Origin of the sequence: Streptococcus sp. AM43-2AT (assembly GCF_003603405.1) — a bacterium.
Taxonomy (GTDB): domain Bacteria; phylum Bacillota; class Bacilli; order Lactobacillales; family Streptococcaceae; genus Streptococcus; species Streptococcus ilei.
The window spans coordinates 26,665-49,994 of the sequence record NZ_QTND01000006.1; the positions used below are offsets into that span (position 1 = coordinate 26,665).

At 38.2% G+C, this 23,330-nt stretch carries 25 protein-coding genes and 1 pseudogene; all 26 read right to left on the reverse strand.

Translation table 11 applies throughout. From position 1 onward, the window contains the following. Positions 1–151 precede the first annotated feature (151 nt). Entirely contained in the window at positions 152–1,174 is a 1,023-nt protein-coding gene (gene ilvC / locus DW930_RS10140; RefSeq protein ID WP_023027688.1) for a ketol-acid reductoisomerase, read from the reverse strand. Positions 1,175–1,237: 63 nt separating this feature from the next. After that, positions 1,238–1,714 carry an acetolactate synthase small subunit gene (ilvN, locus tag DW930_RS10145; RefSeq protein ID WP_006594976.1) on the reverse strand — a complete coding sequence of 159 codons (477 nt, stop codon included), beginning with the start codon at positions 1,712–1,714 and terminating at the stop codon, positions 1,238–1,240. Further along, complete coding sequence (locus DW930_RS10150; protein ID WP_123159963.1) at positions 1,707–3,407, reverse strand: acetolactate synthase large subunit; 1,701 nt, start codon at positions 3,405–3,407, stop codon at positions 1,707–1,709. The genes ilvN and DW930_RS10150 overlap by 8 nt, the downstream gene beginning before the upstream one ends. A gap of 185 nt (positions 3,408–3,592) precedes the next feature. Beyond that, on the reverse strand, positions 3,593–4,192 hold the full coding sequence (locus tag DW930_RS10155; protein WP_123159964.1) for a response regulator transcription factor: 600 nt from the start codon (positions 4,190–4,192) through the stop codon (positions 3,593–3,595). A 1-nt stretch (position 4,193) separates the two neighbouring features. Next, positions 4,194–5,291, reverse strand: a complete 1,098-nt coding sequence (locus DW930_RS10160) for a sensor histidine kinase (protein WP_123159965.1) — start codon at positions 5,289–5,291, stop codon at positions 4,194–4,196. Beyond that, complete coding sequence (locus DW930_RS10165; RefSeq protein WP_123159966.1) at positions 5,288–6,028, reverse strand: ABC transporter permease; 741 nt, start codon at positions 6,026–6,028, stop codon at positions 5,288–5,290. The genes DW930_RS10160 and DW930_RS10165 overlap by 4 nt, the downstream gene beginning before the upstream one ends. Further along, entirely contained in the window at positions 5,997–6,914 is a 918-nt protein-coding gene (locus DW930_RS10170) for an ABC transporter ATP-binding protein (protein ID WP_123159967.1), read from the reverse strand. The genes DW930_RS10165 and DW930_RS10170 overlap by 32 nt, the downstream gene beginning before the upstream one ends. Further along, entirely contained in the window at positions 6,901–7,098 is a 198-nt protein-coding gene (locus DW930_RS10175) for a hypothetical protein (RefSeq protein ID WP_123159968.1), read from the reverse strand. The genes DW930_RS10170 and DW930_RS10175 overlap by 14 nt, the downstream gene beginning before the upstream one ends. Further along, positions 7,095–7,286, reverse strand: a complete 192-nt coding sequence (locus DW930_RS10180; RefSeq protein WP_023027681.1) for a hypothetical protein — start codon at positions 7,284–7,286, stop codon at positions 7,095–7,097. Before DW930_RS10180 ends, DW930_RS10175 begins: the two co-directional genes overlap by 4 nt. Before the next feature lie 127 nt (positions 7,287–7,413). After that, positions 7,414–7,983, reverse strand: coding sequence for an SP0191 family lipoprotein (locus DW930_RS10185; protein ID WP_123159969.1), 570 nt, complete (start codon positions 7,981–7,983; stop codon positions 7,414–7,416). A 161-nt stretch (positions 7,984–8,144) separates the two neighbouring features. Next, on the reverse strand, positions 8,145–9,809 hold the full coding sequence (locus DW930_RS10190) for a DAK2 domain-containing protein (protein WP_123159970.1): 1,665 nt from the start codon (positions 9,807–9,809) through the stop codon (positions 8,145–8,147). Positions 9,810–9,811: 2 nt separating this feature from the next. Then, a complete protein-coding gene (locus DW930_RS10195; protein ID WP_006594986.1) occupies positions 9,812–10,177 on the reverse strand; it encodes an Asp23/Gls24 family envelope stress response protein in 366 nt (121 codons plus the stop codon). A 155-nt stretch (positions 10,178–10,332) separates the two neighbouring features. Next, entirely contained in the window at positions 10,333–10,521 is a 189-nt protein-coding gene (gene rpmB / locus DW930_RS10200; protein WP_001140948.1) for a 50S ribosomal protein L28, read from the reverse strand. 118 nt (positions 10,522–10,639) lie between these two features. After that, complete coding sequence (locus tag DW930_RS10205) at positions 10,640–11,335, reverse strand: hypothetical protein (protein ID WP_123159971.1); 696 nt, start codon at positions 11,333–11,335, stop codon at positions 10,640–10,642. A 4-nt stretch (positions 11,336–11,339) separates the two neighbouring features. Beyond that, positions 11,340–11,786, reverse strand: a complete 447-nt coding sequence (locus DW930_RS10210) for a LytTR family DNA-binding domain-containing protein (RefSeq protein ID WP_048788766.1) — start codon at positions 11,784–11,786, stop codon at positions 11,340–11,342. A gap of 316 nt (positions 11,787–12,102) precedes the next feature. Next, positions 12,103–12,414, reverse strand: a complete 312-nt coding sequence (locus DW930_RS10220) for a hypothetical protein (protein ID WP_123159972.1) — start codon at positions 12,412–12,414, stop codon at positions 12,103–12,105. Positions 12,415–12,824: 410 nt separating this feature from the next. Further along, positions 12,825–13,412: an SMI1/KNR4 family protein gene (locus DW930_RS10225; RefSeq protein WP_123159973.1), complete on the reverse strand. Its 588-nt coding sequence runs from the start codon at positions 13,410–13,412 to the stop codon at positions 12,825–12,827. A gap of 420 nt (positions 13,413–13,832) precedes the next feature. Next, the gene (locus DW930_RS10230; RefSeq protein ID WP_123159974.1) at positions 13,833–15,440 is read right to left on the reverse strand and encodes an Abi family protein; all 1,608 of its coding nucleotides are present in this window, start codon (positions 15,438–15,440) and stop codon (positions 13,833–13,835) included. Positions 15,441–16,330: 890 nt separating this feature from the next. Beyond that, positions 16,331–17,359 carry a hypothetical protein gene (locus tag DW930_RS10240; RefSeq protein ID WP_133300493.1) on the reverse strand — a complete coding sequence of 343 codons (1,029 nt, stop codon included), beginning with the start codon at positions 17,357–17,359 and terminating at the stop codon, positions 16,331–16,333. A 120-nt stretch (positions 17,360–17,479) separates the two neighbouring features. Then, positions 17,480–19,123 (reverse strand): hypothetical protein, encoded by a 1,644-nt coding sequence (locus DW930_RS10245; protein WP_123159976.1) that lies wholly within the window; start codon positions 19,121–19,123, stop codon positions 17,480–17,482. 109 nt (positions 19,124–19,232) lie between these two features. After that, on the reverse strand, positions 19,233–19,583 hold the full coding sequence (locus DW930_RS10250) for a DUF3883 domain-containing protein (protein WP_279387285.1): 351 nt from the start codon (positions 19,581–19,583) through the stop codon (positions 19,233–19,235). A 56-nt stretch (positions 19,584–19,639) separates the two neighbouring features. Continuing rightward, a complete protein-coding gene (locus tag DW930_RS10255) occupies positions 19,640–20,422 on the reverse strand; it encodes an AAC(3) family N-acetyltransferase (RefSeq protein WP_123159978.1) in 783 nt (260 codons plus the stop codon). Between the two features lie 39 nt (positions 20,423–20,461). Beyond that, positions 20,462–20,731, reverse strand: a pseudogene (locus DW930_RS10260) (IS30 family transposase); the annotation flags it as partial. Between the two features lie 269 nt (positions 20,732–21,000). Next, complete coding sequence (locus DW930_RS10265; protein ID WP_123159979.1) at positions 21,001–21,786, reverse strand: ABC transporter permease; 786 nt, start codon at positions 21,784–21,786, stop codon at positions 21,001–21,003. 1 nt (position 21,787) lies between these two features. Beyond that, positions 21,788–22,606 (reverse strand): ABC-2 family transporter protein, encoded by an 819-nt coding sequence (locus DW930_RS10270; protein WP_123159980.1) that lies wholly within the window; start codon positions 22,604–22,606, stop codon positions 21,788–21,790. Between the two features lies 1 nt (position 22,607). Further along, positions 22,608–23,330, reverse strand: a 723-nt coding sequence (locus tag DW930_RS10275) for an ATP-binding cassette domain-containing protein (RefSeq protein WP_123159981.1), incomplete at its 5' end; no start/stop codon positions are given.

The window sequence follows — 23,330 nt, forward strand, 5'->3', positions numbered from 1 at the left end:
TTTTCCAAATTTTCAGAAAAATCACCCAAAATGTTCGATATGGCACGTCTCTTCATACAGATTCTGCTAAATGGTTGAAAATACCTTCCAATCCATCTCTGCTATTGATGAAAAAGAAGTTGGGATTTCTCCCAACTTCACCATCACCTCATTAGTTATAGATTTTAAAGGCGTCGTCGTCATTTTTTCCAACGAATGGCATTGCTTTACGCAATTCAGCACCAACTTTTTCGATTTCAAGGTTAGCCGCTTGTTCACGGTAAGCAGTCAATTTTGGACGACCAGCTTTGTAGTCATTCACAAAGTCGTTGGCGAATTTACCATTTTGGATATCCGCAAGAACGGCTTTCATGTTTTCTTTCACTTGTTCAGTAATCACACGTGGACCTGACACGTAGTCACCGTATTCAGCAGTGTTAGAGATTGATTGACGCATTTTCTTGAATCCACCTTCGTAGATCAAGTCAACGATGAGTTTCATTTCGTGAAGTACTTCAAAGTAAGCCAATTCTGGAGCGTATCCAGCTTCCGTCAAGACTTCAAAACCTGCTTCGATAAGGGCAGTCAAACCACCACAGAGAACGGCTTGTTCACCAAACAAATCTTCTTCAGTTTCTTCTTTGTATGTTGTTTCCAAAAGACCAACGCGTGCTGAACCAACACCTTTACACCAATCCATGGCGATATCTTTAGCATTTCCTGTAGCATCTTGGTAGACAGCGTAAAGTGCAGGAACACCAAATCCTTCTTCATACGTACGGCGCACCAAGTGACCAGGGCCTTTAGGTGCACACATGAAGACATCTACATCTGCAGGAACTTTGATGAATTCGAAGTGGATGTTGAAACCATGTGCAAATCCAACAGCATTACCAGCTTCCAAGTTTGGAGCAATTTCTGCTTCGTACAATTCTTGTTGGATTTCGTCTGGAGCCAAGATCATGATAACGTCAGCCAATTTAGTTGCTTCTGCCACTGTGTAAGTATCAAAACCATCTTCTTTTGCTTTGTCAAAAGATTTACCTGGACGTACACCTATGATCACATCATGACCTGAGTCACGCAAGTTTTGAGCGTGGGCATGACCTTGTGAGCCATAACCGATCACGGCGATTTTTTTACCGTCAAGTGCTGCTACTTTTACATCTTTTTCGTATTCCATTTGAACTGCCATAGTTTTTCTCTCTTTTCTATTTTTATTGCCTATTAGGCTATTTTAACAAATTTAGGTTGGATTCTAATCGCGGGTAAAGCCAGTTGCACCAGTCCGTGCGACATTTTTAATCCCATAAGGACGAATGACACGCAAGAGAGCTTCGTTCTTCTCAGCATTTCCTGTCATCTGCACGGTGATGGAGCTTGGAGCCACGTCAACCACAGTCGCGCGGAAGGGCTGGATAATAGCCAGCAATTCTGCCCGTTTCTCTGCTGGTGCAGAGACCTTGATCAGAATAACTTCACGCTCGAGGTGAGGTTTATCTGTAATGTCTCGGACGCGAATTACATCGACCTGGCGATTGAGTTGCTTGATGATTTGTTCGACTTCATCATGAGATGCAACATCGATGATGATGGTAATCCGCGATACATTCGGATTTTCTGTCGCTCCTACTGAGATGCTCTCAATGTTGACTTGTCGTCTGGACAAGACACCGGTAAAGCGATTGAGAACCCCTGACCGGTTTTGAAGTTTGGCTGTTAACATTCTACGCATTAAACTTCACCCCCAACATCTCATGATTGCTCTTACCAGCTGGTACCATTGGTAAAACGTGTTCTTTCCGAGAAATGTCAATCTCGATGAACATTGGTACATCTTCGGTAATGACTTCCAAATCCTTCTCAAGGGTTTCGGGATTGTCAAATTTGTAGTTCTTAATCCCATAGGCTTGCGCCATCAATTGGAAGTCTGGCAAGGTTTCAAAGACGGACTCTGATGTTCGTCCATCATAGAAGGCTTCTTGCCACTGCCGAACCATCCCAAGTGAATGGTTGTTGAGCATGATAACCTTGATCGGAATCTTGTAAACATTCAAGATTGCCAATTCTTGGTTGGTCATCTGGAAGCCTCCATCGCCGACAAAGAGCACGACCTCCTTGTCCGGATTGGCAATCTTAGCACCAATTGCAGCTGGTACACCGAATCCCATAGTCCCTAGACCACCAGAAGTCACTAATTGCCGTTCGTTTTGATATGGGTAGTACTGAGCTGCCCACATTTGGTGTTGGCCAACGTCTGTCACGACGATGGCATCCCCCTTGGTCAACTCACCCACGCGTTCAATAACTGCTTGGGGTTGGACCACGCGTTCTTTCTTATCGTAAGAACGAACCCGGTTCTTATCTTTTGTGACCTTCTCGATCCATTTCTCCGTATTGTTGTGAACCACTGGCTCTGCCAACAACTGTTGTAGAGCTTTCTTCGCATCACCAACGACGGGAATATCAACTGCAATGATTTTACCAATCTCTGCTGGGTCAATATCAATATGAGCGACTTTGGCATTTTTCGCAAAAGTCTTTGGATTTCCTGTCAGACGGTCATCGAAACGACAGCCAATACTGATCATGAAATCTGCTTCGGTCATGGCAATGTTGGCCGCAAAGGAACCGTGCATCCCGCCCATTCCAAGGAAGAGAGGATGGTTTGTCGCAATCGTTCCCTGACCTAAAAGGCTAGTCACTACAGGGATCTGGTAGCGTTCTGCTAAGGCTACCAATTCTTCTGCCGCTTCCGCATAGCTAACGCCACCCCCAGCCAAAAGGACTGGTTTCTTAGCCTTGCCCAATTGCTTCAAGATTTTCTTAATCTGTAATTCATTTGGCTCAATGGTCGGCTGGTAACTTGGAATGTTGACTGCTGGGTTGAATATATAATCTGTTTCTAAGGCAGAGACATCTTTTGGAAGGTCAATGACGACAGGACCTGGACGGCCAGTTGTCGCAATATGGACCGCTTCAGTAATAATCCGTGGAATATCTGCTGTCTCTCGTACTTGGTAGTTGTACTTGGTAATCGGCATGGTAATCCCAACAATATCTGCCTCTTGGAAGGCATCCTTCCCGATCCCAGAACGGTTGACCTGACCAGTAAACACAAGAAGAGGGACACTATCACTCATGGCATCAGCAATACCTGTAATGGCATTGGTTGCCCCAGGTCCACTAGTGACGACTGCGACACCCAACTTTCCAGTTGATTTGGCGTAGCCTTCAGCTTCATGCAAGCACCCTTGTTCATGTCGGCCAAGAATGTGTTTGATCCCTTTAAAACTATAAATAGCATCGTAAAGGGGCAAAACGGCTCCACCCGGGTACCCAAAAATGGTATCAATCCCAAGATCCCGAAGCGTTTCTAGCACAAGCTCTGAACCTGTCTTTGCAGTTTCTAAGGTAATTTTCTCCATGTCTCTCCTTTCTGTTTCTTTGATTATCAAATGAGCATGCTACTATCATACCATTTTTGGAAAATAATTCAAGTAAAAATCACAAATTTTCTGAATTTTCTATCCAAATCCGATTAATGAGAGTTGTCCTAAAAAAGAACAATCCAATCAAAAAAGTCTCTAGGAATCCTAGAAACTTTGCTTGCTTATAGCCATCCCCTTTCTTGGGCAATCTTCGCCGCCTCGGTCCGGTTCTCTGCATTCAACTTGGTCAGAATAGCCGACATATAATTGCGGATAGTCCCGTTAGAGAGAAATAACCGATCAGCAATTTCTTGGTTGGAAGCTCCTTTGGCGACTTCTTTTAGGACTGCTTGCTCCTGAGAACTTAGAGGATTGGGATGGGTCAAGATGCCTTCCATTAATTCAGGCGAATATTCCTTTTGCCCTGCCAAAACTGTATGAAGGGTGCCCATCAAGTCCGTGATGCGGCGTTCTTTTAAAACATAGGCATCGACTCCAGCCTTCAGGGCCCGCTCAAAGTAACCCAGCCGCTTAAAGGTGGTAACGATGACAACCTTGAGCTGGGGTCGTTGACTTTTGGACCATTCCAACACTTCTAGCCCTGTTTTGATGGGCATCTCAATATCTAGGATAGCAATATCAACTGGATGGGTTTCGAGTAAGCGAATAGCTTCTTGCCCGTCTCCGGCCTGCAAGACTTCTTCTACATCCTCTTGCAAAAGCAAGAGCTGGCAGAGGGCATCGCGTAGCATACTTTGGTCTTCTGCAACTAATAAGCGCATCTTATTTCCTTTCTTGATAGGGGATCCGTATTTCTATGCGGGTCGGCTTGTATTGATGACTGATTTCCAGCTCTCCTCCCAACAAGGCAATCCGTTCGCGAATCGAGTGCAGGTCCTTGTCGGAGACTTTGTCAAAACCGATCCCATCGTCTTCTGCGATCATTTCTACACCTGTTTCAGTGGAGCGATAAGAGAGAAGGGCTTGCGTTGCTTTGGCATGTTTGATCATATTAGTGGCTAATTCTAGAGACACCATGGCCAGAGCAGACTCTAGGATCGGCGAGATACTGGCTGTATCGAGATTGTTTTGGATTTTCACTTTTACTTGCGCCACTTCTAGCATTTGCTTGACGGTTTCTAGCTCTCTTGCCAGGGTTCGCTGCTTCAAGTTCTCCACAATCTCTCGGACTTGGTGCATGGACTCCTGACTGATGGTTTGAATCTCTTGCACCTGCTCCTGCGCCTTCTCAACTTGACCCAATGCTAAGAATTGATCAGCCAGGTCTGCCTTGACACTGAGCATGGCAAAGGTGTGGCCTAGACTATCATGCAGATCGCGGCCAATTCGATGGCGCTCGTTTTCTGCCAGCAAAAGATTGATCTGGGCATTTTGCTTGGCATGATCAGCTTTCAACTCTTCCACCATCCGAATCCGAATCATGCCGTAGGTCATGGCATGGGTAAAAAAGAAAATAATGATTAAAAATACCCATTCATACTCCATCGCACTCTGTTTGAAAAAGATGGCCCCAAAAAGCAGGAATTGCGATAGAAAAACTGTCCAAAGATAGGGAGAGCGAAAATTGTGAATCTCAAAGTGATAGACCAATAGGTTGCTGATGAAGAAATAAAACCAAAAATAGTTGGCGTTAATAAAAAGAGTATTTCCTGCTACATAGGCTAGGAGGTACAGCCAACAAATCCAGGTCAGCTTTTTGTTTTCAGTAATCAAGACTCCTAGATAGGAAGCAATAAACAAGAGGGCTAAAAAGAAGTGCCAGTAGGGGACCTCCCCTAATAAAATAGAGATAAAGGGAAAGCCCATAAAGACTAGGCTAGCGTAAAACATATAATGGATACGCTTAAGTTTTTCAATCATGAACGAACCTCAGAATGACGACGATAAACAATGACAAGGGTAAACAAGACCAGGGTAAACAAGGTTAAATAAAGACTAGCAAAGACATTGACCTGTCCCTTGTTTAAAAAGGTCTTGATCAGCTCCATCAATTGATAGGTTGGTAGGCATTTGCCGATGGCTTGCATCCATTCTGGAAAGAGACTAATCGGCATCCAAAGGCCACCCATGACAGCCAACCCCATGTAAAGGAGATTGCCCACAACCGACATCAATTGACTAGAAGGAAGCAGGGTCAAGACCAGACCGAGAGCCACAAACGCTAGGCTTCCTAGGATGAGAATAAAGGCCGACAAAATCCAATCTTGTAGGGACATATTCACATGGCGCACCACATGGCCAACAGTAAAGACAACTCCAATCGATAGAAGAAAATCGACAAAGAGACCCACAACCTTTATTAGATAATATTCTACCATAGATACCGGGGTATGGCGCAAGACCTTTTGCCAATTATTGAGTCGATCGGTTTCAAGAACTGTTGGAAAAGAAAAGATAGCCGTAGACATCATGGAAAATGCCGTCATAGAAAGGAGATAATCCCTCATAAAGTGAGCAGGTGCTCCTGGCGTTTCCTGGTACATCCCTGAAAAAAAGAGATAAAAGGCCGTGGGCATCCCAATTGATAACAAGTAATAAATGGCTTGGCGTCTAGTCAAATGCCACTCAACCACGCCGAGAGCTTTCATGCGTTTCATCTTCTCTACCTACTTCCTTTGTATTTTCAAAAATAGAATCCAATAAACTTCTATTGGTCACCTCGATCTCTTGGATCAAACAACCTTCTTCCTGCAATCGCCTCCACAAACGATTGGCATCACCTGTCACAACCTGAAGGGCATCGGGTTTGACCGTCACTTGACCAATCCCTTCCATCTCGGCCACTAGAGCTTTGTAACGCAAAGGCAGGGTGAAATGTTTTTCTACCTCTTCGCTTCTCATAGCGAGAGGTGTCGTATCCCGAAGCAAATGTCCCTGATGCAAGACCAAAATCCGATCAGCTGTATGTTCTACTTCCTCGATGTAATGGGAAGAATAGACAATAGTCACACCTTGGTCCTTTAAATGCCCGACGATCTCCCAAAAGCGTTGGCGAGTGGACGTATCCATGGCAGCCGTTGGCTCATCCAAAAATAGGAGACTGGGACGACCAATCAAGGTCAACACAAAGGATAAAAGACGTTTTTGCCCACCAGACAGCTTACTGGCTAATTGCTTCTTTTGTTCTGGAGTAAAACGCAATAAATCATCGATGGCATTGACCGTTAAAGGGTTAGGATAAATGGAGCGAAAGAAACTGATCAGTTCCTGCACGGTTAGCTTTTGCACGATGGCATTCTCTTGAGGGAGATAAGAGACACTATCCTTTAACTGAGGATGACCAGGAGCTTTTCCCTCTACTTCAATAGTTCCAGAAGTCGGCTTCCTATCTCCTAGGAGGCAATCCATCAATGTTGTCTTCCCAGCTCCGTTTGGCCCAATCAAAGCCAAGCAATCCCCTCTCTCCACTGTGAAAGAAAGATCTTCTAGGATCACCTTTCCTTTGATACTTTTGTTCAAGTTCTCTACTCTAATGACACTCATGAGACTCTCCTTTCAACCAGATTTGGCCAGCTGGAATGATGACATAGACGACCAAGGTCACTCCCCAAACCGTTTGGAAAAACCAGCTAGGAAAATGGGCAGAAAACCAGCCCGTCATTATCTCAGTTGCCCAAAGGAGCAAACACAAAACAGCTACCAATCCAATTTCAAATTTCTTTTTCATTGCTCCATCTCCTTTTTAACAGCCTTGACCATTTTTAGACCTTCTTGGACCGCCCAGCTCATGATGCCAATCCCAGCAAATAATTCCCAAGGGAAATGGTAATAGAGACTATCATCCTTTGAAAAGATCAAATAGACGACCATCCCAACCACTGTTAACGTAAACACTTTATAGAACCATTGTTTCATTTTTCCTTACCTCTTACTTTCTGACTTTATTATAGCGAAAGGAATAACAGGCCACTAGATGATTTTGTCACTGGCTGACATGACAAATGTCATGGAAAATAAAAAAAGGCCGGACAAGAGTCCGAACCTATGGTGCTGGCGTTTCTTCTTTGAAACCGTGGAGTTTTAATCCTGTGAAAACAGTAGAGGCCTTGATGTCTTTTAGGTCACCGATACCAAGATCTTTAAAGTAAGATAGGTCTTTAACCTTGTCCCAATCAATGGTTTCCATATCAACAGAGACCGTTGAGGCTAATTTTTTCTCTGGAGTGACCTTATATTCGATACTGAAGCCAGCCATGTCTTTCAGAGCCTTGTATTCTGAATCTGACTGCAAGCCTTCATTAATAATTTTTGTCATCTCTTCAGGACTTAGATTAGCTGAATTAGTAGCAATTTTTTCTGGCAGGGCCGATAAAACATCTAACTTCAATTTCTGAACCTTATCACCTTTTGTTGTGATGGTGTAACGATGTTGATTGCCATTGATTTCAGCAGTGAGAACCTTAGTTTCTTCCTTTGCCTCACTTGTAACAGTTTCACTTTTTTCTATCGAAGTAGTGGTTGAGCTTTTTGATGTTTCTGTGGACTGAGACTTAGTAGCACAACCCGTCATCACAAAAAGCAAAGCTCCTAAAAAGCAGATTACCTTTTTCATTTGCTTTTTTCTCCTATTTCCATTTTTCTAAAGTATAACATATCAAATAAAAATTGTCTAAAAACACCTATCTAATCGCTTTCATAAAGCTTTTTTTATCAAAAAAAGGGCCAAAAAATCATTTTTTGACTCTTTTTCCTGCTATTTTTGAAATTTTTTGATTATTCAACGCTAAACAAATATGGGTAAACTGGTTGATTTCCTTGATGAATTTCGACTTCGACGTCCTCATATTTAGCCATCAAGTTTTGAGCCAAGTCATTGGCTACTTCTTCTTTACCATCTTCACCGATATAAATCGTGACAATTTCACTATCTTCGTCCAACATCTTGTCAAAGGTTGCTGTCAAGGTTTCCATCATATCTGGATTGGAAACGACGATCTTACCATCAACCATTCCAAGATTGTCGTTTTCATGGATTTCAAGACCATCAATAGTGGTATCACGAACGGCTGTCGTCACACTACCTGAAACAACATCTTCCAATGAAGCGCTCATGCGTTCGTAGTTTTCTTCGATCGACTTGCTCTCATCAAAGGCAAGAAGACTGGTCAATCCTTGAGGGATGGTCTTCGTCTCTACGACTGCTGCTGGTTGCTCAATGACTTCTGCTGCAGATTGAGCCGCCATCAAGATGTTCTTGTTGTTTGGCAAGATAATGATGTTGCGCGCATTCAACTCTTCAACAGCTTTGACAAAGTCTTCTGTCGAAGGGTTCATGGTTTGACCACCAGAGATGATGTAATTCACTCCTTGCGCTTTGAAGATATCCGCTAAACCGTCACCCGCAACGACTGCAATAATCGCATATTCTTTTGCTTCAGCTGGTTTCGCTTGACGTTCTTCTTTTTCAACTTGTGCTTCGTGCTGGTTGCGCATGTTGTCGACTTTCACCTTAACCAAGCTTCCGTACTTAAGACCTTCTTGCATGACAAGACCTGGATCTTCAGTATGGACGTGGACTTTGACGATTTCATCATCGTTGACGACTAATAGAGAATCCCCAAGATTGTTCAAATAATTACGGAATTCGTCGTAGTCAAAGTCTTTGACATAGGTTGGACCTTGTTTCAAAGCGACCATGATCTCTGTACAGTAACCAAAGGTAATATCTTCGGTTGCCACATGACCTGCTACGGACTTGTGGTGCTCTGCGTTGATCATTTCTGACATGGTTGCTGGAGTCGCAACAAATTCTTCAGAAGCGATGAATTCTCCTGTCAAAGCTGATAGGAACCCTTCATAGATGAAGACTAAACCTTGACCACCAGAGTCCACCACACCGACTTCCTTCAATACTGGAAGCATATCTGGTGTTTTGGCAAGGGCTGTTTTAGCTCCTTCAAGGGCTGCACGCATGACTTCTACTGCATCATTGGTTGATTCTGCTTTTTTCTTGGCACCGATGGCAGCACCGCGAGAAACGGTCAAAATGGTCCCTTCAACAGGCTTCATAACCGCTTTATAGGCTACTTCAACCCCTGCTTGGAAGGCTGCCGCAAGAGCTGCCCCATCCAATTCATCCTTGTCTTTGACACTTTGAGAAAATCCGCGGAACAACTGAGAAGTAATCACTCCTGAGTTTCCACGCGCTCCCATCAAAAGCCCCTTTGCAAAGATATTTGCTGCTTCACCAACAGTTGAAGCAGAGCGATCGGCTACTTCTTTTGCACCATTTTCAATGGTCATCCCCATGTTGGTTCCAGTATCACCATCTGGTACAGGAAAAACGTTCAATGAATTGACATACTCGGCTTGTTTATTTAAGCGAGTAGCCCCTGCTTGGACCATTTCTTGAAATAAACTAGTTGTAATTTTAGACACGATTATTCTCCCACAATTTTAATGTTTTGGATATAGACGTTGACTGTATCCGTTGTGATTCCAAGTTGATTTTCTAAACTGAATTTGACACGCTCTTGAATATTTTTTGAGACTTCGCTAATCTTTGTACCATAGCTCAAAACAGTGTAAACATCAACCGCAATACTTCCTGCTTCCGCTGTTTTCACAACGACACCCTTAGAGTAGTTTTCCTTACCTAAGAGAGCTTGGAAATTATCTTTAATCGCGTTTTTGCTGGCCATTCCAACCACTCCAAAAATTTCAGTGGCTGCACCGCCTACAACAGTTGCGATGACATCATCGGTCAATTCAATTTGACCATCTTTTGTATTGATTTTTACTGTCATAATTTCTACCTCAAAAGTATTTTATATTCTATTTTACCATAAAAGAGGGCGCGTGTAAAAGGGATACACCTTTCTCCTATCGGTTGATACAAATGTCCAAAAAGAGGAAAAATGAAGAAAAAAGAAAAGGACCTCCAAGAGATCCTCATTTCTGATTAAACGCGTTCTACTTTACCAGATTTCAATGCACGAGCTGAAGCCCAAACTTTTTTAGGTTTACCATCGATAAGGACAGTTACTTTTTGAAGGTTTGGTTTTACGGCACGTTTGGTTTGGTTCATCGCGTGTGAACGGTTGTTTCCTGATACAGTCTTACGACCAGTAAAATAACATACTTTAGCCATTCTGTTTTGCCTCCTATTAGATCTAATATTACGGATGTGCTAGCACCACATACCGTACTATATTACCAAAAAAACTTTCTCTTGGCAAGACCTTTGAATAAGTTTTTCTTAGATCGGCTTATGAAAAGTTATTCTCACCTACATAGATGATTTCTAGATTCCCCAGTGAGACCTCTCCGACGATGTAAAAGTCTTTGCTGGTTAAATTGCTAGGATTTTCCTGGTGTTGGATAGCTGACAGAGAACTTTCTACATTGACATGAACCCGCCAGTCGCTTGGGACATAGAGACTCAAACTTCCAAGGGAGACATCCACCGCAAACTGGGCTGACGGTCCTTCGATCCGGCAATTATCAAAATAGATAGAAGCTTCTCCTAAGCTCACATCCGCACTTCCGCCCGTAAAATTCTGATCATTCAAATACTTGGTCACTGTAGAAAAGGAGACATCGATGTCATTGCCAGCAGTTTGAGAAGATGTTCCTGCTGAGTAGGAGTTCCAAGTAGCTTTTGCTTTTTTGGAAGGCTTGAAGAGAATATTGAGACCGATCACCGCTAAAATAGAAGAAAAGATGACCACCGAATTGGATACTGGAAGAAAATGGTATTGGCCATTAAGGGAGAAGAGGGCCAAAATCCCATATAGGAAGCCCCAACCAAAGTGGCGCTTCAAGAAACTAGAGAGGGAAAGGACTGCGAGCAAGACAACCCAAGCCAGCGTCCAGATACTGATCTCCCATTTTACAAAATAGCCTTGTAAGAGCACTAGGGCTGCTAGGAGGATTAAGAAAATCCCAATTAATTTATTTTTCATTTTGTTACCTCATTTCCTTTAACCGTTCTTTTAAGAGTTGATAATAGTGTCGGGATACGTGTACCTGCTTATGGGTTTGATAAAAGTTTACTGTACTGGTTCCCGAAAAAGATTTTTCGATGGAATAAATCTGCTTGGTATTGACGATGGTCGACTTGGAGATGCGACAGAAAGCAATCGGCAAGATCTCTTCCAATTCGTAGAGTTTTTGACGGACCTCATATGCCTCTTCTCTGGTATGCCCATAGATCTTTTCACCATCTGTCTCAAAGAAGAGAATTTCTGACACATCTACGAAGTACTCGCTTCGATCCTTGTAAAAGGTCAGGGGCGTCATTTTTTGCTCCAAGATCAACTGTTGCAAGCGGGCGACATCCTCCGTCAATCGAGGAGCCCGAATGATCATTTCTGGCTCATCCATCTGCGGATCTAATTCGATACGAACTTTCATAGGACTCCTTTCTTAACCTTTGTTAGTAACATTATAACAGGTGTTCAAAATCTTACAAGACCTTTTCGGTAAGTGGTTCTTTTCAGCCCCTAAGTGGTTCTTTCAGACAGGTAAAAAGAGGCTGGGACAAAAGTCCTAGCCTCTCAATTGTCTTTGGATTGTCGAGCAAGACGCAGTGGTTGAGTGGGCTCTACCACGCTGATTTCATCAGCTTTTACAGCCCTACTCAACTGTGCGGAGGTGGGACGACGAAATCGAATACTAACGAATTACCGATTTCTGTCCCACTCTCCTAAAGCGAATAAAATTGGAAGCATTATTTTTCTTTTGGTGCGTCTGGAAAGAGAAAACCAAGACCGAGACAAGCCAAGATACCCGCAGTAATCACGACTCCATTTGAAATTGGAAGAAGGTCATAGATGGCATTGGCAATGATAAAACCAATGATGGCACAAATCAAGCTGGACTTGTAGTCTTTCTTGAGTGCATTTTCAAGCGTAAAGAAAGCAAACAAGACAACTGGAACCAAGGGCCAAAGATTGGCATCTATTTTCGGATAACCAATGATACTAAAGGTGATGACGGCAATAGCTGCAAGGATAAATCCAAAACCAATTAATTTTTTCATGATACTACCTCTTTTTGTAATGTTATCAGAAGACTAGCTTCTTTTGATAAACCTACTATAACAAACAGAAGCAAGGGTGACAAGGAAATTTGGATAAGCGGTCAAATTATCGGACTATCTGGTTACATGAACATGAATGGGCCAGATGAACTATCCATATTTAGGGGATGGTTCCCCTCCTTCATGAAACCATTACAGTCCATGACGATTGAGAAAAGCAAAGATGAGTTTGAAAATTTTTATAATCATTTGGTACAAATAAAACTTTTCGTAAAACCTGGTTTGGAAAGTATGGGTTTCAGTTGGACTAAAAATAGCGTAATATCAAGGCTTTTCAGAACGATATCTACTGATTAATTTCATAAAATTTGAATCAATATTTTTTAAACGGGGGAATATACTACCCTCTTTTATACGATCACTTCCATTATCTCTTCAATCAGCTCCGTAAAACTTTGTGCCACATAGATAATTTCATCAGGGTCATGAATGTAGCAGATAATCTGCCCTTTTTGCCCCTCCTGGTCTGGATCAAAATCGAGCATGAGATAACAAGAATCACAGTATTCCGCAAAAGGAATCCATTTTTTATTAAAAAGATAGGGTTTTATTCTACTATCACGCATCTCTTCAATATCTTCTCTCGAAAAATAGTCGAGAAATTCCGTTAACAGGGCATCCCTATTTTGAAAATATCTTTTCCCAGCTTCTATTTCCTGCAAACTCATCAGAGAAAAAGCCATTTCTCTTTGGTCAATCACACAGGGTAAGACTGCTAAGAATTTACTGCCGTTTTTGTAGTGATAGACCTCCTTAAGCTCATCGGGGAGAGAAATTCCAAGTTTCTTCTCAAACTCCTGAATTTCCTCCTCAGATGCACCAGAAATTTCCTGATAATCTTCCAGGTATCCTTCTTCTACAGGATCATCCAAATCCCAGTCTTCAAAAGCTTCACAAATATAAGTTGCTATTTTCTTAACTTGGTCAACTATACACATAGGAACCTCCTTTTTTGATTCCTCTTCCCCTTCGAATTTTCATCTCAAAATGTGTTTAAAAAATGACAGACTTGCACCTTTACTGATTATAACCCAATTTGTAAAATTAAGCTAGACAGAAAAAGCACTCCGTATATTCGATACGAAATGCTTTCAATAAGTGTAAATAAGTTTTAACGTTTACTAAATTGTGACGCTTTACGAGCTTTTTCCAAGACTGGTTGGTGGCACCTACATCTCTTTAAATACTAAAAGCCTTTATTTCTGCACTTTTATCACTATGTACTTTTCACTTTATGTTATATAATTTCAAATAATTTCATTTAAATAAGGTAAATTTCTCAACACTTCAAAAAAATAGAATACTGAGCTAGAGATTATCTTATTTTGGAAGATGACTTTTTATTTTCCTCGTTGTTTTTAAAGATATTTCTCTATATTTGAATTCATATTTTCTCTGTGAATATCAGCTGCCGTAAAAGCCATCATAGCCTCATTTGATAACACACGATATGCTGGTGGTGTACCTGTTTGTGAAAAAGCCGTGGTATCTCCAATATCAAATAGTTTTGGATAGAGCTCCTTTTCCAAGTCGGTTCTACTATCAATACTTTCATAATCTAAAAATTCTTTAGATTCTAAAAGGAAGTCACTATACCGTTTTTTATCAAAAAGACTAATAAATCGATGATATATAAAGTTTAATTCAATCCATGCTTTTCTATAAGGATTTCCAAAGATAGGTTGCATCATCTGTATTGAGGTTTGTTCATCAACTGAAAAATTTATTTGATTCATTCGCTTAAGGGGCTCAAATAAATCCCATTTTTTAATGTTTGTCCGCCCTTCTGGGTTATCAAATTCTAAATCCCAATTTGGATTATAATCTGGATTCATGAGTATAGGGAGTATCGGTCTTCCATGAGCTGCTGCGTTTCTTAACACTTTAAGGTCTCGTAAAATTTGTTTATGAATAACAATATCTCTAATCCAAGGAAAAATTGATTTTATACTATTTCCAGAAATATTTTGTTCTTCTTTGGAAAACCTGTCAAAAATAGTTAATAATCCTTCTAAACTGGTTAAATCCATTTGAGACATTAAATCATCTAGAGGAAAAATATCGGGATTAGTGATATAGTCATATTGGTCAGAATATGGAAGATATTTATATCGATTCTTTGCTCGCTTATACTGTTCTTGTTGGGTTCTATCCTGTGAGTTTTTCCAATATAATACTACTTTTTTAGATATTTGTTCTCCTCCCAATTCTTGCGTGGAAATTCTGCTCATAAGAGATTTATAAGCATTTTCTATCCCTAAAATCCACTTAAGTATTTTTTCTCTAAAAACAATATCCACTTCATCAAGTTTTATTAAGTCTGAAATTTCGTAATGCTTCTGTTTGTCATCTGAAACACGATGAACTTTGAACAATATATTCTTATCAAGAAAAAGTCCATTAATAAGATATTCTAACATATTGGGCTGGAAACCTTTAAATTTTAAATACTCATATAAAACATCATCATCAGTTTTAAATATTGCTTCGTTGCTTCTATTAAGTGATTCTACAATATCCTGCAATTCGTCCTCAGAAGTTCCCTGCTCTTTTAATTCTTGAATGATAGCTGTTAAATCTGTTAGCTCTGTTAGCTCCTTTTTTGCAAGTTCCGAATCTGGTATATCAATATTGAATAAAGTGAATTTCTCTCTAATTTGTTGAAGATATGGTTTAGAAGTTATTCTTTCTTTGAAAATCAAATTTTTTTCATTAAATTTCAGATTGTAAGCTTCTCTGATATTTTTATCTCGTAGAAATACGCCTTTTCTTAAATCAAAACTCACTTCTTCGCTAAATTCAATCTGTTCTTTTCCATTAACAATCTTTATCATATCAAGGCCTATTTCGAAAGGAATTTCCTCTCCATTTTGACCGAAACTATCTGTTGATATAAAGCCATAATTACGATGAATTGAAATTATTTTTCCAATTCCCCTTTTCTTCCTGTTTTTATTTTTCCCCATTCAACTATACCACCTTATTATATTTATCCTTACTGACCTGCCATATTTTTAAAAGTTCACTGTTGGAACTGTTTGGTGCTTCTTCTTTTGGAAGCTGAGCAATTTTAACTATTACAGGTAAATCAAATGAAACACCTGTAATGATTGCTTGACCCGCAGATAGATTTGGAATACTTGACTTTGAAATATAAACTAATTAATGATAAAACTGTAATAATCTGGAGATGCTTCAAATATATCCGATATAACATTCGTGTCTAACACAATTATTGAATCATTCAAATTAGTTTCCGATCCTTTCAAATTTGTCATTTTTAATTATAACATGACACTACCTTGATTTAAGCAGTAATTTTAGTTCCTATAAAATTTTCTCTATAGTTATATAATATATAAACTGACTTTCCGAAAAATGTATCTTTTCGCGAAAGATCTATTAGATGATACAAAAAAGCATCCCTATTTTTATTATTAACTAAAAAATTTTTTTCGTCAAAAATTGTCTAAAGTGTACCTTATCAAAGTGAAAACTGAAATTTTTTCAAATGTAAATTTTAGTAAAAATGACTATTGCCGAAAACCTAGACCTTGATTATTCAAGATTTGTAGGCTTACAAGGGGGTTGATAAAGGTTCAAATTGTATTTTATACATCTAAGTTGCTAGAACAAAAAATGTACTTTATTCAACCTTAAAATAAAGTACATTTTATTTATAAAGTACATTTTTTAGAAAGTGAACATTACATCTTAAACTCAGACGAATCAAGGATTTATCCACTGTCTAGGGAAAAGTACAAAAATTTTCAGTTTTTGTATGCAGGATGCTTTCAATAAATTCAAAAAGTTTTAACGTTTATTGAACAGTGACGCTCTACGAGCTTTTTTAAGCCTATTTTGAAAGTTGTGTAGGTAATACAGGAATATTATTGGGATTTATTATTAATAAATTTTCTCCTTCAATTTCCTGAAGTTCGAAAGTTATTACATACTCATACTTATTATAGTAAAGATCTATAAATTCTATTAGTAAACAATCAAGTTCATGATAGTTATAGATATCTATCAATAGAGTTAATTGAATTTTTGAATTTTTTGGTACTGCAAATCTTCCTACTTTAAATATTTCGGTATCTAATGAAAGCGTCCCATCATATTTTTTTAAGGTGATTGATGTTATTATTGCTGTTTGTAAACCAATATTCTCAATATCTAAAAAACCTTCGTTAATTATATTAATTTTTTTAGGAACTTGACTAATAGAATTAACTGAATTGAGAATATCTTCTTTAATTCTATGGTCCTCATTAATAATAATTTCCTGCGCTTTTTGAAAGTAACTAATTTCTTTCAAGTACTCTTCTGAATTTTCTTTGTAGATATTCTCAACAACTTTTAATCTAGAATAATAGTATTCTAGCTGTTTATTAGAATGTTCTTTTTGATATAAAAGTCTCTGTTGCAAAAAAGCCATTTGTTCTAGATTTTTTTTACTATTATTATAATCATTGATCTCTTCAGTTAGGCCAAATATTACTGCAACATCATATTTTTTATTTGGATCACTTTTGAATTTTATAGGCCTATAGGAAAACCTTAGAAGTGGTAAATTGTTTTTTCTTAATTCTTCACTTGATTTTTTTCTTTCGTAATTAAAAGTTAGAATAATACCTATAATTGTAACGATGCCCCCAAGTACACTACCGTAGTATCCCAAGACGTCGATATTGGTTCCCATGAATTTGAATTGTTTATAATTGACAGAAATGTAATATATTATATACGGTAAGAAAATAGATAATGACAACAACATAACCAAAGATGCTTGGATAAAATTGTCTTTAAACCATTTTAAAATTCGGAAAATATTATAAAATAGTTTAATTAGAATCGCTTTTATTTTTTTAAATTTAATTTTCAAAATACCACCTATATTTTTTAAAGATACTTTCAATAATTTTGTGTAAACACTAATCATAACTGTTTGAATTAGTTTACTAAATGTATCTTGACACCATCAACATGACTCATTTATAAATATTCACTTTACTTTTTTAATTTTATATTCTGTAGGTTGACCTGATTTGTCATAGTACATAAGAATTAATTCTGTAGCTGGATCAACACCACCCACTATATTACCGTTAATGTCTTTAATCAGAAGACTATCACTACAATAAGTATATTTGTTTACCGTATCAGCATTATAATGTATACTACGTCTTTTTATTACTTTTATTTCTTTACCTGAAAAAACAATAAATTCCGGTCTTTCATCCTCAGTTAAATTTTTACTTTCAGATAAATCATATACACCTCTATATTTATTTTTCATGCTATACTCAGTTCCAAAATATCCAAAAATAAAAAATATCAAAATAATAAAAAACAAGTAAATCCCTGAAAAATCGGTCTTTCTCAAAAGTAACTTTCCATAATAATTATCAGCACCGTCAAGTCTATTTAAAACATCTGATTTATCTTTCACAAAATAATTATAATTTATTTGAAGTATATCATTAGTGATAAATTTTATGTTTGCATTTTTTGAAACAGATGACCAACACTTAATGTTTATTAAAGGGGAATCACAATTCGTTTCCTTATTTATCTGATACTCAATAATATAATTTTCATCTATAGACAGGTAATTATTTTTATCTATTCTCCATTTTCTTTTAAATCCTTTAAACTTGAATTCACTAACTTGGGCTCTATAATATCTACCATTGTCCATTAATAAATGATCTGATCGCTCAGTTTTCTTTATTAATGCTTTAGCTAACAAATCCAATACTAAATCTTTAAACTGATAATATGGCAGCCAAATTGAAAGAAAGACTATGATTTTTAAAAATACCTCATAAATTTTAAAATATGAAAAGAAATCAGTTGGTGGATGTTCAAAATGAACTTGAGCAATAAGATTAACAAAATGCAAAAAATTTATGCTTTTCACTATTCCTTCAGAAATTAGTAGTGTTATATAGAGAAATGGAATATAAAGTAGTACTGCATATTTTTTTCTAAATAATTTTTCTTTTATACCTTCTTCTGCTTCTTCATCATTAATTATTTTATCCCTGTAATCTTTCGATAGTAAATATTTCACATCTATATTTGTAAATTGAATGAAAAGTGTACTCAATATAATCGTCACGAAAGTCCAACTTAGCACAGCATCCTCTAATCCAATCAGCGAAAATACAAGGAATACTATTAACGCTCCAAGGAAAACTTTGAATGGTGACTGCTTTACTGCTATGTAAATTATACGAGACAATAAAAGAATAACAATTACAATTATAACTCCAATTTTTATAAAGTCATTTAAAAAATCTAAGTTAGCAAAAATAGCTAATGTATAGATATAATTCACATAACATATAATAATATTAGCTATCATTTTTGCTATATTCAAATTAGAGCGACCATTAATTTGTTCTCTAATGGGTAATCTGGTTTTCCAATCTTCTTTTGCATTTAATAAAATTAATATAACAAATGATGCTAAATATATTAATAGATGTAAAATTAATCCTGCATCTCCCTCACCTTTCTGAGCTTTTAAACCAATTATTACAAAACTAAAACTCAACAAGGCAAGTACATCTAGTATTATAGTTATAATAAGATTCGATTTCATTGGTTTACTTATTAAAACACTATTAAAAAGTCTTTTCATCACATCTTCCTTTAATCTTTCCTTTATAATAAAATCCCTAACACTATTGGGTTAAAAATAAATTTTTGTGTATTACTACTACCTTTTAGGTATTTTTATTTTATAGTTATTACTTTTTGAAAACTACTACTTTCGTTGTTTCAATCATAAACCTCTTATCATCTATAGGACCCTTATAAATTTTAATTTTACAGTCTTTTGTTTTAACCTGAAGATCATAGACTCTATAAATTTGATATTCATAGTTTGTATTCAATGATGCTTCAATTTCATTTCGAGTCATTTCAAAACCATCTACATTGCTACTCGTTGTTGTTTTTACTTCGACATGGATCTCCTTTCCATCCTTGGCCCAATACCGAATATCGTAACCGAGACCATCACCTTCTTCTTTTGAAGCATGTATTGGAGTATCTAACTGTTCTTGTTGAGCTAGTTCCATCAAATAATCAAAAACTATTTCTACTAAAGTTTAGCTAGTGTCTATTGATTTCTTTACAATGATTAAAATTCAGTTCATCTACGATGTTTTTCAATCCAAGAGACAGCAAAATCTACTAGTTCACGTTGTTGCATCAATCTAGAATCGGCATTGCCGATTTTTCCTATTTTTGCAAGGCCATTTTCCTCAAAGGCGCTTCCTATGTCCTCAAAATCTTCTCCGTCAACAAATAAGGTGTTATACGCTTTCCATATCCGAACACCATCTTCAAGTATGGCACTATGCTCAACACAGTCATGTTTCCCAGGGTACTCTGCACGGACATCCGCTAAGTGTATGGAAGTGTTTTTATCATATCCAACCCCTAATAACAGTACTTTTGCGTCAAGTTCATAGAGTTTTGCGATAGGTGAACCCTCACCAAATATATTTGAAAGAGTATGTTCCGCTGTAATATATTCAGCATGTTTTCCCCATGCACAAATTGATCTTGCTGGATGATCTGTTCTGATGCTCCCCGGCCATTGACGGAACATTTCTGCAACAGCTCCCATCGTATTTGTTGGAGTTATCTGTTTATCATATGCTGGCCAATTCTCTCTAATTTTATCCCAGTCTGACTCCTCTGCATTCCAGTGCACTCCTGTTTTCGGATCTAGATTTTTCCATGACTGTGTCGGCATCACAATGGTACCTTCAGAAGTAACGACTTCAATTAGAGCTTCTATCACAGTCTGTGCTCCTCCACATACATATCCAATACTTTTTAAGGATGTATGGACAATGACAACATCTCCTTGTTTCAGCCCAAGTTCTGTTAACCCCTGTACGATATCTTCTTTATAGATTGTTTTCATAATTTTTACCTCTTATTATCAAAAACCTAAATTGTCAAATTAAGTTAGATTTTTCATGTAACTCAGAAAAACTTGGTATGGTGTTTGATAATTCAAAGACTTCCTAGGAATTCTATTTCTTTTATCAGCTATAGCTGATAAATAATTTTGAGAAATATTCGTAAAATCCATTTGTTTCGGTAATCCATTTCGTCTTAATAATCCATTAGAATGTTCATTGAGACCTCGTTGCCCAGGACATCCTGGATCCGCAAAGAAAATATCAATATCATGTGCATTCGAAATAGATTTCCAATTAGAAAATTCTTTTGGTGGATTTTTCTTTCCTATTTTTGATTCAATATATTCAGGAAAGTTCTTTTCATCGAACTCTATTACTCTCCGTGCTTTATAACTTTGTGCATCTTCAAATAGCTTTTGTACCTGTTCAAATTCTGCCAAAGCTTTCTCATATGCTTCTATTTGTTCTTTGAAATTTTCTAATTCTGTGATAATGGTTCTCTATTCATAAAATCGCCCTTATTAACACCAATGCTTTATTTTATATCTTCGTCAAATAATTTTTTACGTTCTTTTATTTATGAACCCGCACTTTCGTAGGCATCCAAGCCCCTATCCCAGAGTTTCAAAGAAATGACAAAGAAAACAAGGGAAATCAAAATCAAACCTCCGATATTAAAGAATCCATCCTTGTCCTGCAAGAAATAGCTAGCAGGATAGTAGGCCGTATAGGCGAAAGGCACGATAAAGCTAATCAACCAACGAAGAAGCGAATTGTAAATGGAAATCGGATACTTGGCGAAGTCATTAAACATATAGAAAATGTAAATCATTGCTCCTGACTGCTTGGTCCAAAAAGCGATACTGGCTGTCGCGATTTTCAAGGAAGTATAGATCAAGGTCGCAAAAGGAATACAGACTAGGAAAATCAGAAATTTTGGAAGAGTCCAAGCAATGCTAGACACCGTGGTACCTAGCAGAAGGCCTCCGACCAAAAGTTCGCCCAAAGCATCAATCTGAAAGGTCTCAACTAGGATATGAAAGAGAGGATTGATGGGACGAGTCAGATATTTGTCAAACTCCCCTTTTCGGACTAGGCGTTGCCCTAGTGCCCAGAGATTGTCAAAAAAGAGATGGTCCAATCCCTTGGGAATTAAGGAAAAACCATAAATAAATGCAATCTCCTGAAAAGTCCATCCTTCTAGCGATGGAATGTGTTGAAAGAGCACATTGAGAAACAAGAGGTTCAAGCCTTGAGTCAGAAAGACTCCTAGGACACCCACCACAAAATCCACCTTGTATTCCATGATTTGTTTGATGTATTGTCTGATAAAAATCAGATGCATGCGTTGATATTTCTTCATACTAACCTCCTTGAATGGTGATGAATGACTGGACTCGTTTCCAAATCAACTGAGACAAACCCACCATCACTATGAGCCAGAAGAACTGTAGCAAAAGCGCCTTAAGAATCTGACTGGCATCGTATTTTCCAACGATAATCATGACTGGAGTATAAATCAGGGATGAAAATGGCAAGAAGGACAGAATATCTGAAACAACCTTGGGAAAGAAAGCCAAGGGAATCAGACTCCCTGACATAAAGGCCACTATGGAAGTCTTAAGTAGATTAGAACCCCATAGATTTTTAAACACAAAGGCTGAAAATCCAAAGCAGATATTAAAGAAAAAGTTGATTAGGTAGGCTAGGGTTAAGCTAAAGAGATAAAGGGTAGTTAGTCCCAGCACTTCTACAATCCCTTGCCCAGATAAGATTTTCATCAAAACAATGACACTTAAAAATGGCAGTCCAACAGAGATAAAAATCAACCACTTGGAACCAAGCTCCGTAAAGAGGTAAGAAGCCGCAAAATGCACTGGTCGCAACAAGCGCATGATAATGGAACCATCCTTGACCTCATCACCAATCATAAAGGAAGAATCCGACCTAGTCAGAAGATTAGTCACAAAACTCATGATGATGTAGAGGGTGATATCCGCCATACTGAAGCCCTGAATCAAAGGCTCCTGGGAGGAATCAAAGACACCCTTCCATAGATAAAAAGCCACAAAAGCCCCCATGACATCGCCAATCCGATAAAGAATAAAGTTGACTCGATAGCTAATCAACTCCTGAATCCCTGCATTGATAAAGGGTTTATAACGTCTCCACAATTTGACCATCTTAGAGCTCCTTTCGATAGAAGCGACGGATAATATCTTCAATATCCGTATCTACCATCTTCAAATCACGGACTTCAAAATCAGATAAGGTTTGCTTGATAATATCAGCTGACTGGTAGCGGGAACTATCAAATTCAATAGTCAGATTATTTCCTTGTCTATCAATGGATATATCAGGTAAGCCCTCATAATGAGAGACGAGATGACTTTGACCTGGCGTCAGATCGAAGGAGAGAGTCTTCATCTTGCCAAAGGTCTCCTTGAGCTGGCTCACCGTCCCATCAAAAATCTCTTGCCCCTTATCAATCATAAAAATCCGATCACAGAGTTGCTCAATATCACTCAGGTCGTGAGTGGTCAAGAGAATGGTTGTTTCTTCCTCCTGATTAATCTGGGTGATAGCCCGACGAATGTTATCCTTGACCGACACATCCAAACCAATAGTTGGCTCATCTAAAAAGAGAACCTTGGGATTGTGGAGCAAGGAAGCCGCAATATCCGCCCGCATCCGTTGACCCAATGAAAGAGTCCGCACAGGATCCTTAATAAATTCCTTCAAATCCAAGACTTCATTCAAAAAATCCATGCGCTTGTGAAAGAGCGAGTCTGGGACATCGTAAATCTCCTTCAAAACCGTGTAAGTCTCTTGCAGGGCCAAATCCCACCATAGCTGAGTTCGTTGTCCGAAGACTACTCCAATATCCTTGACATAATCCTGGCGATT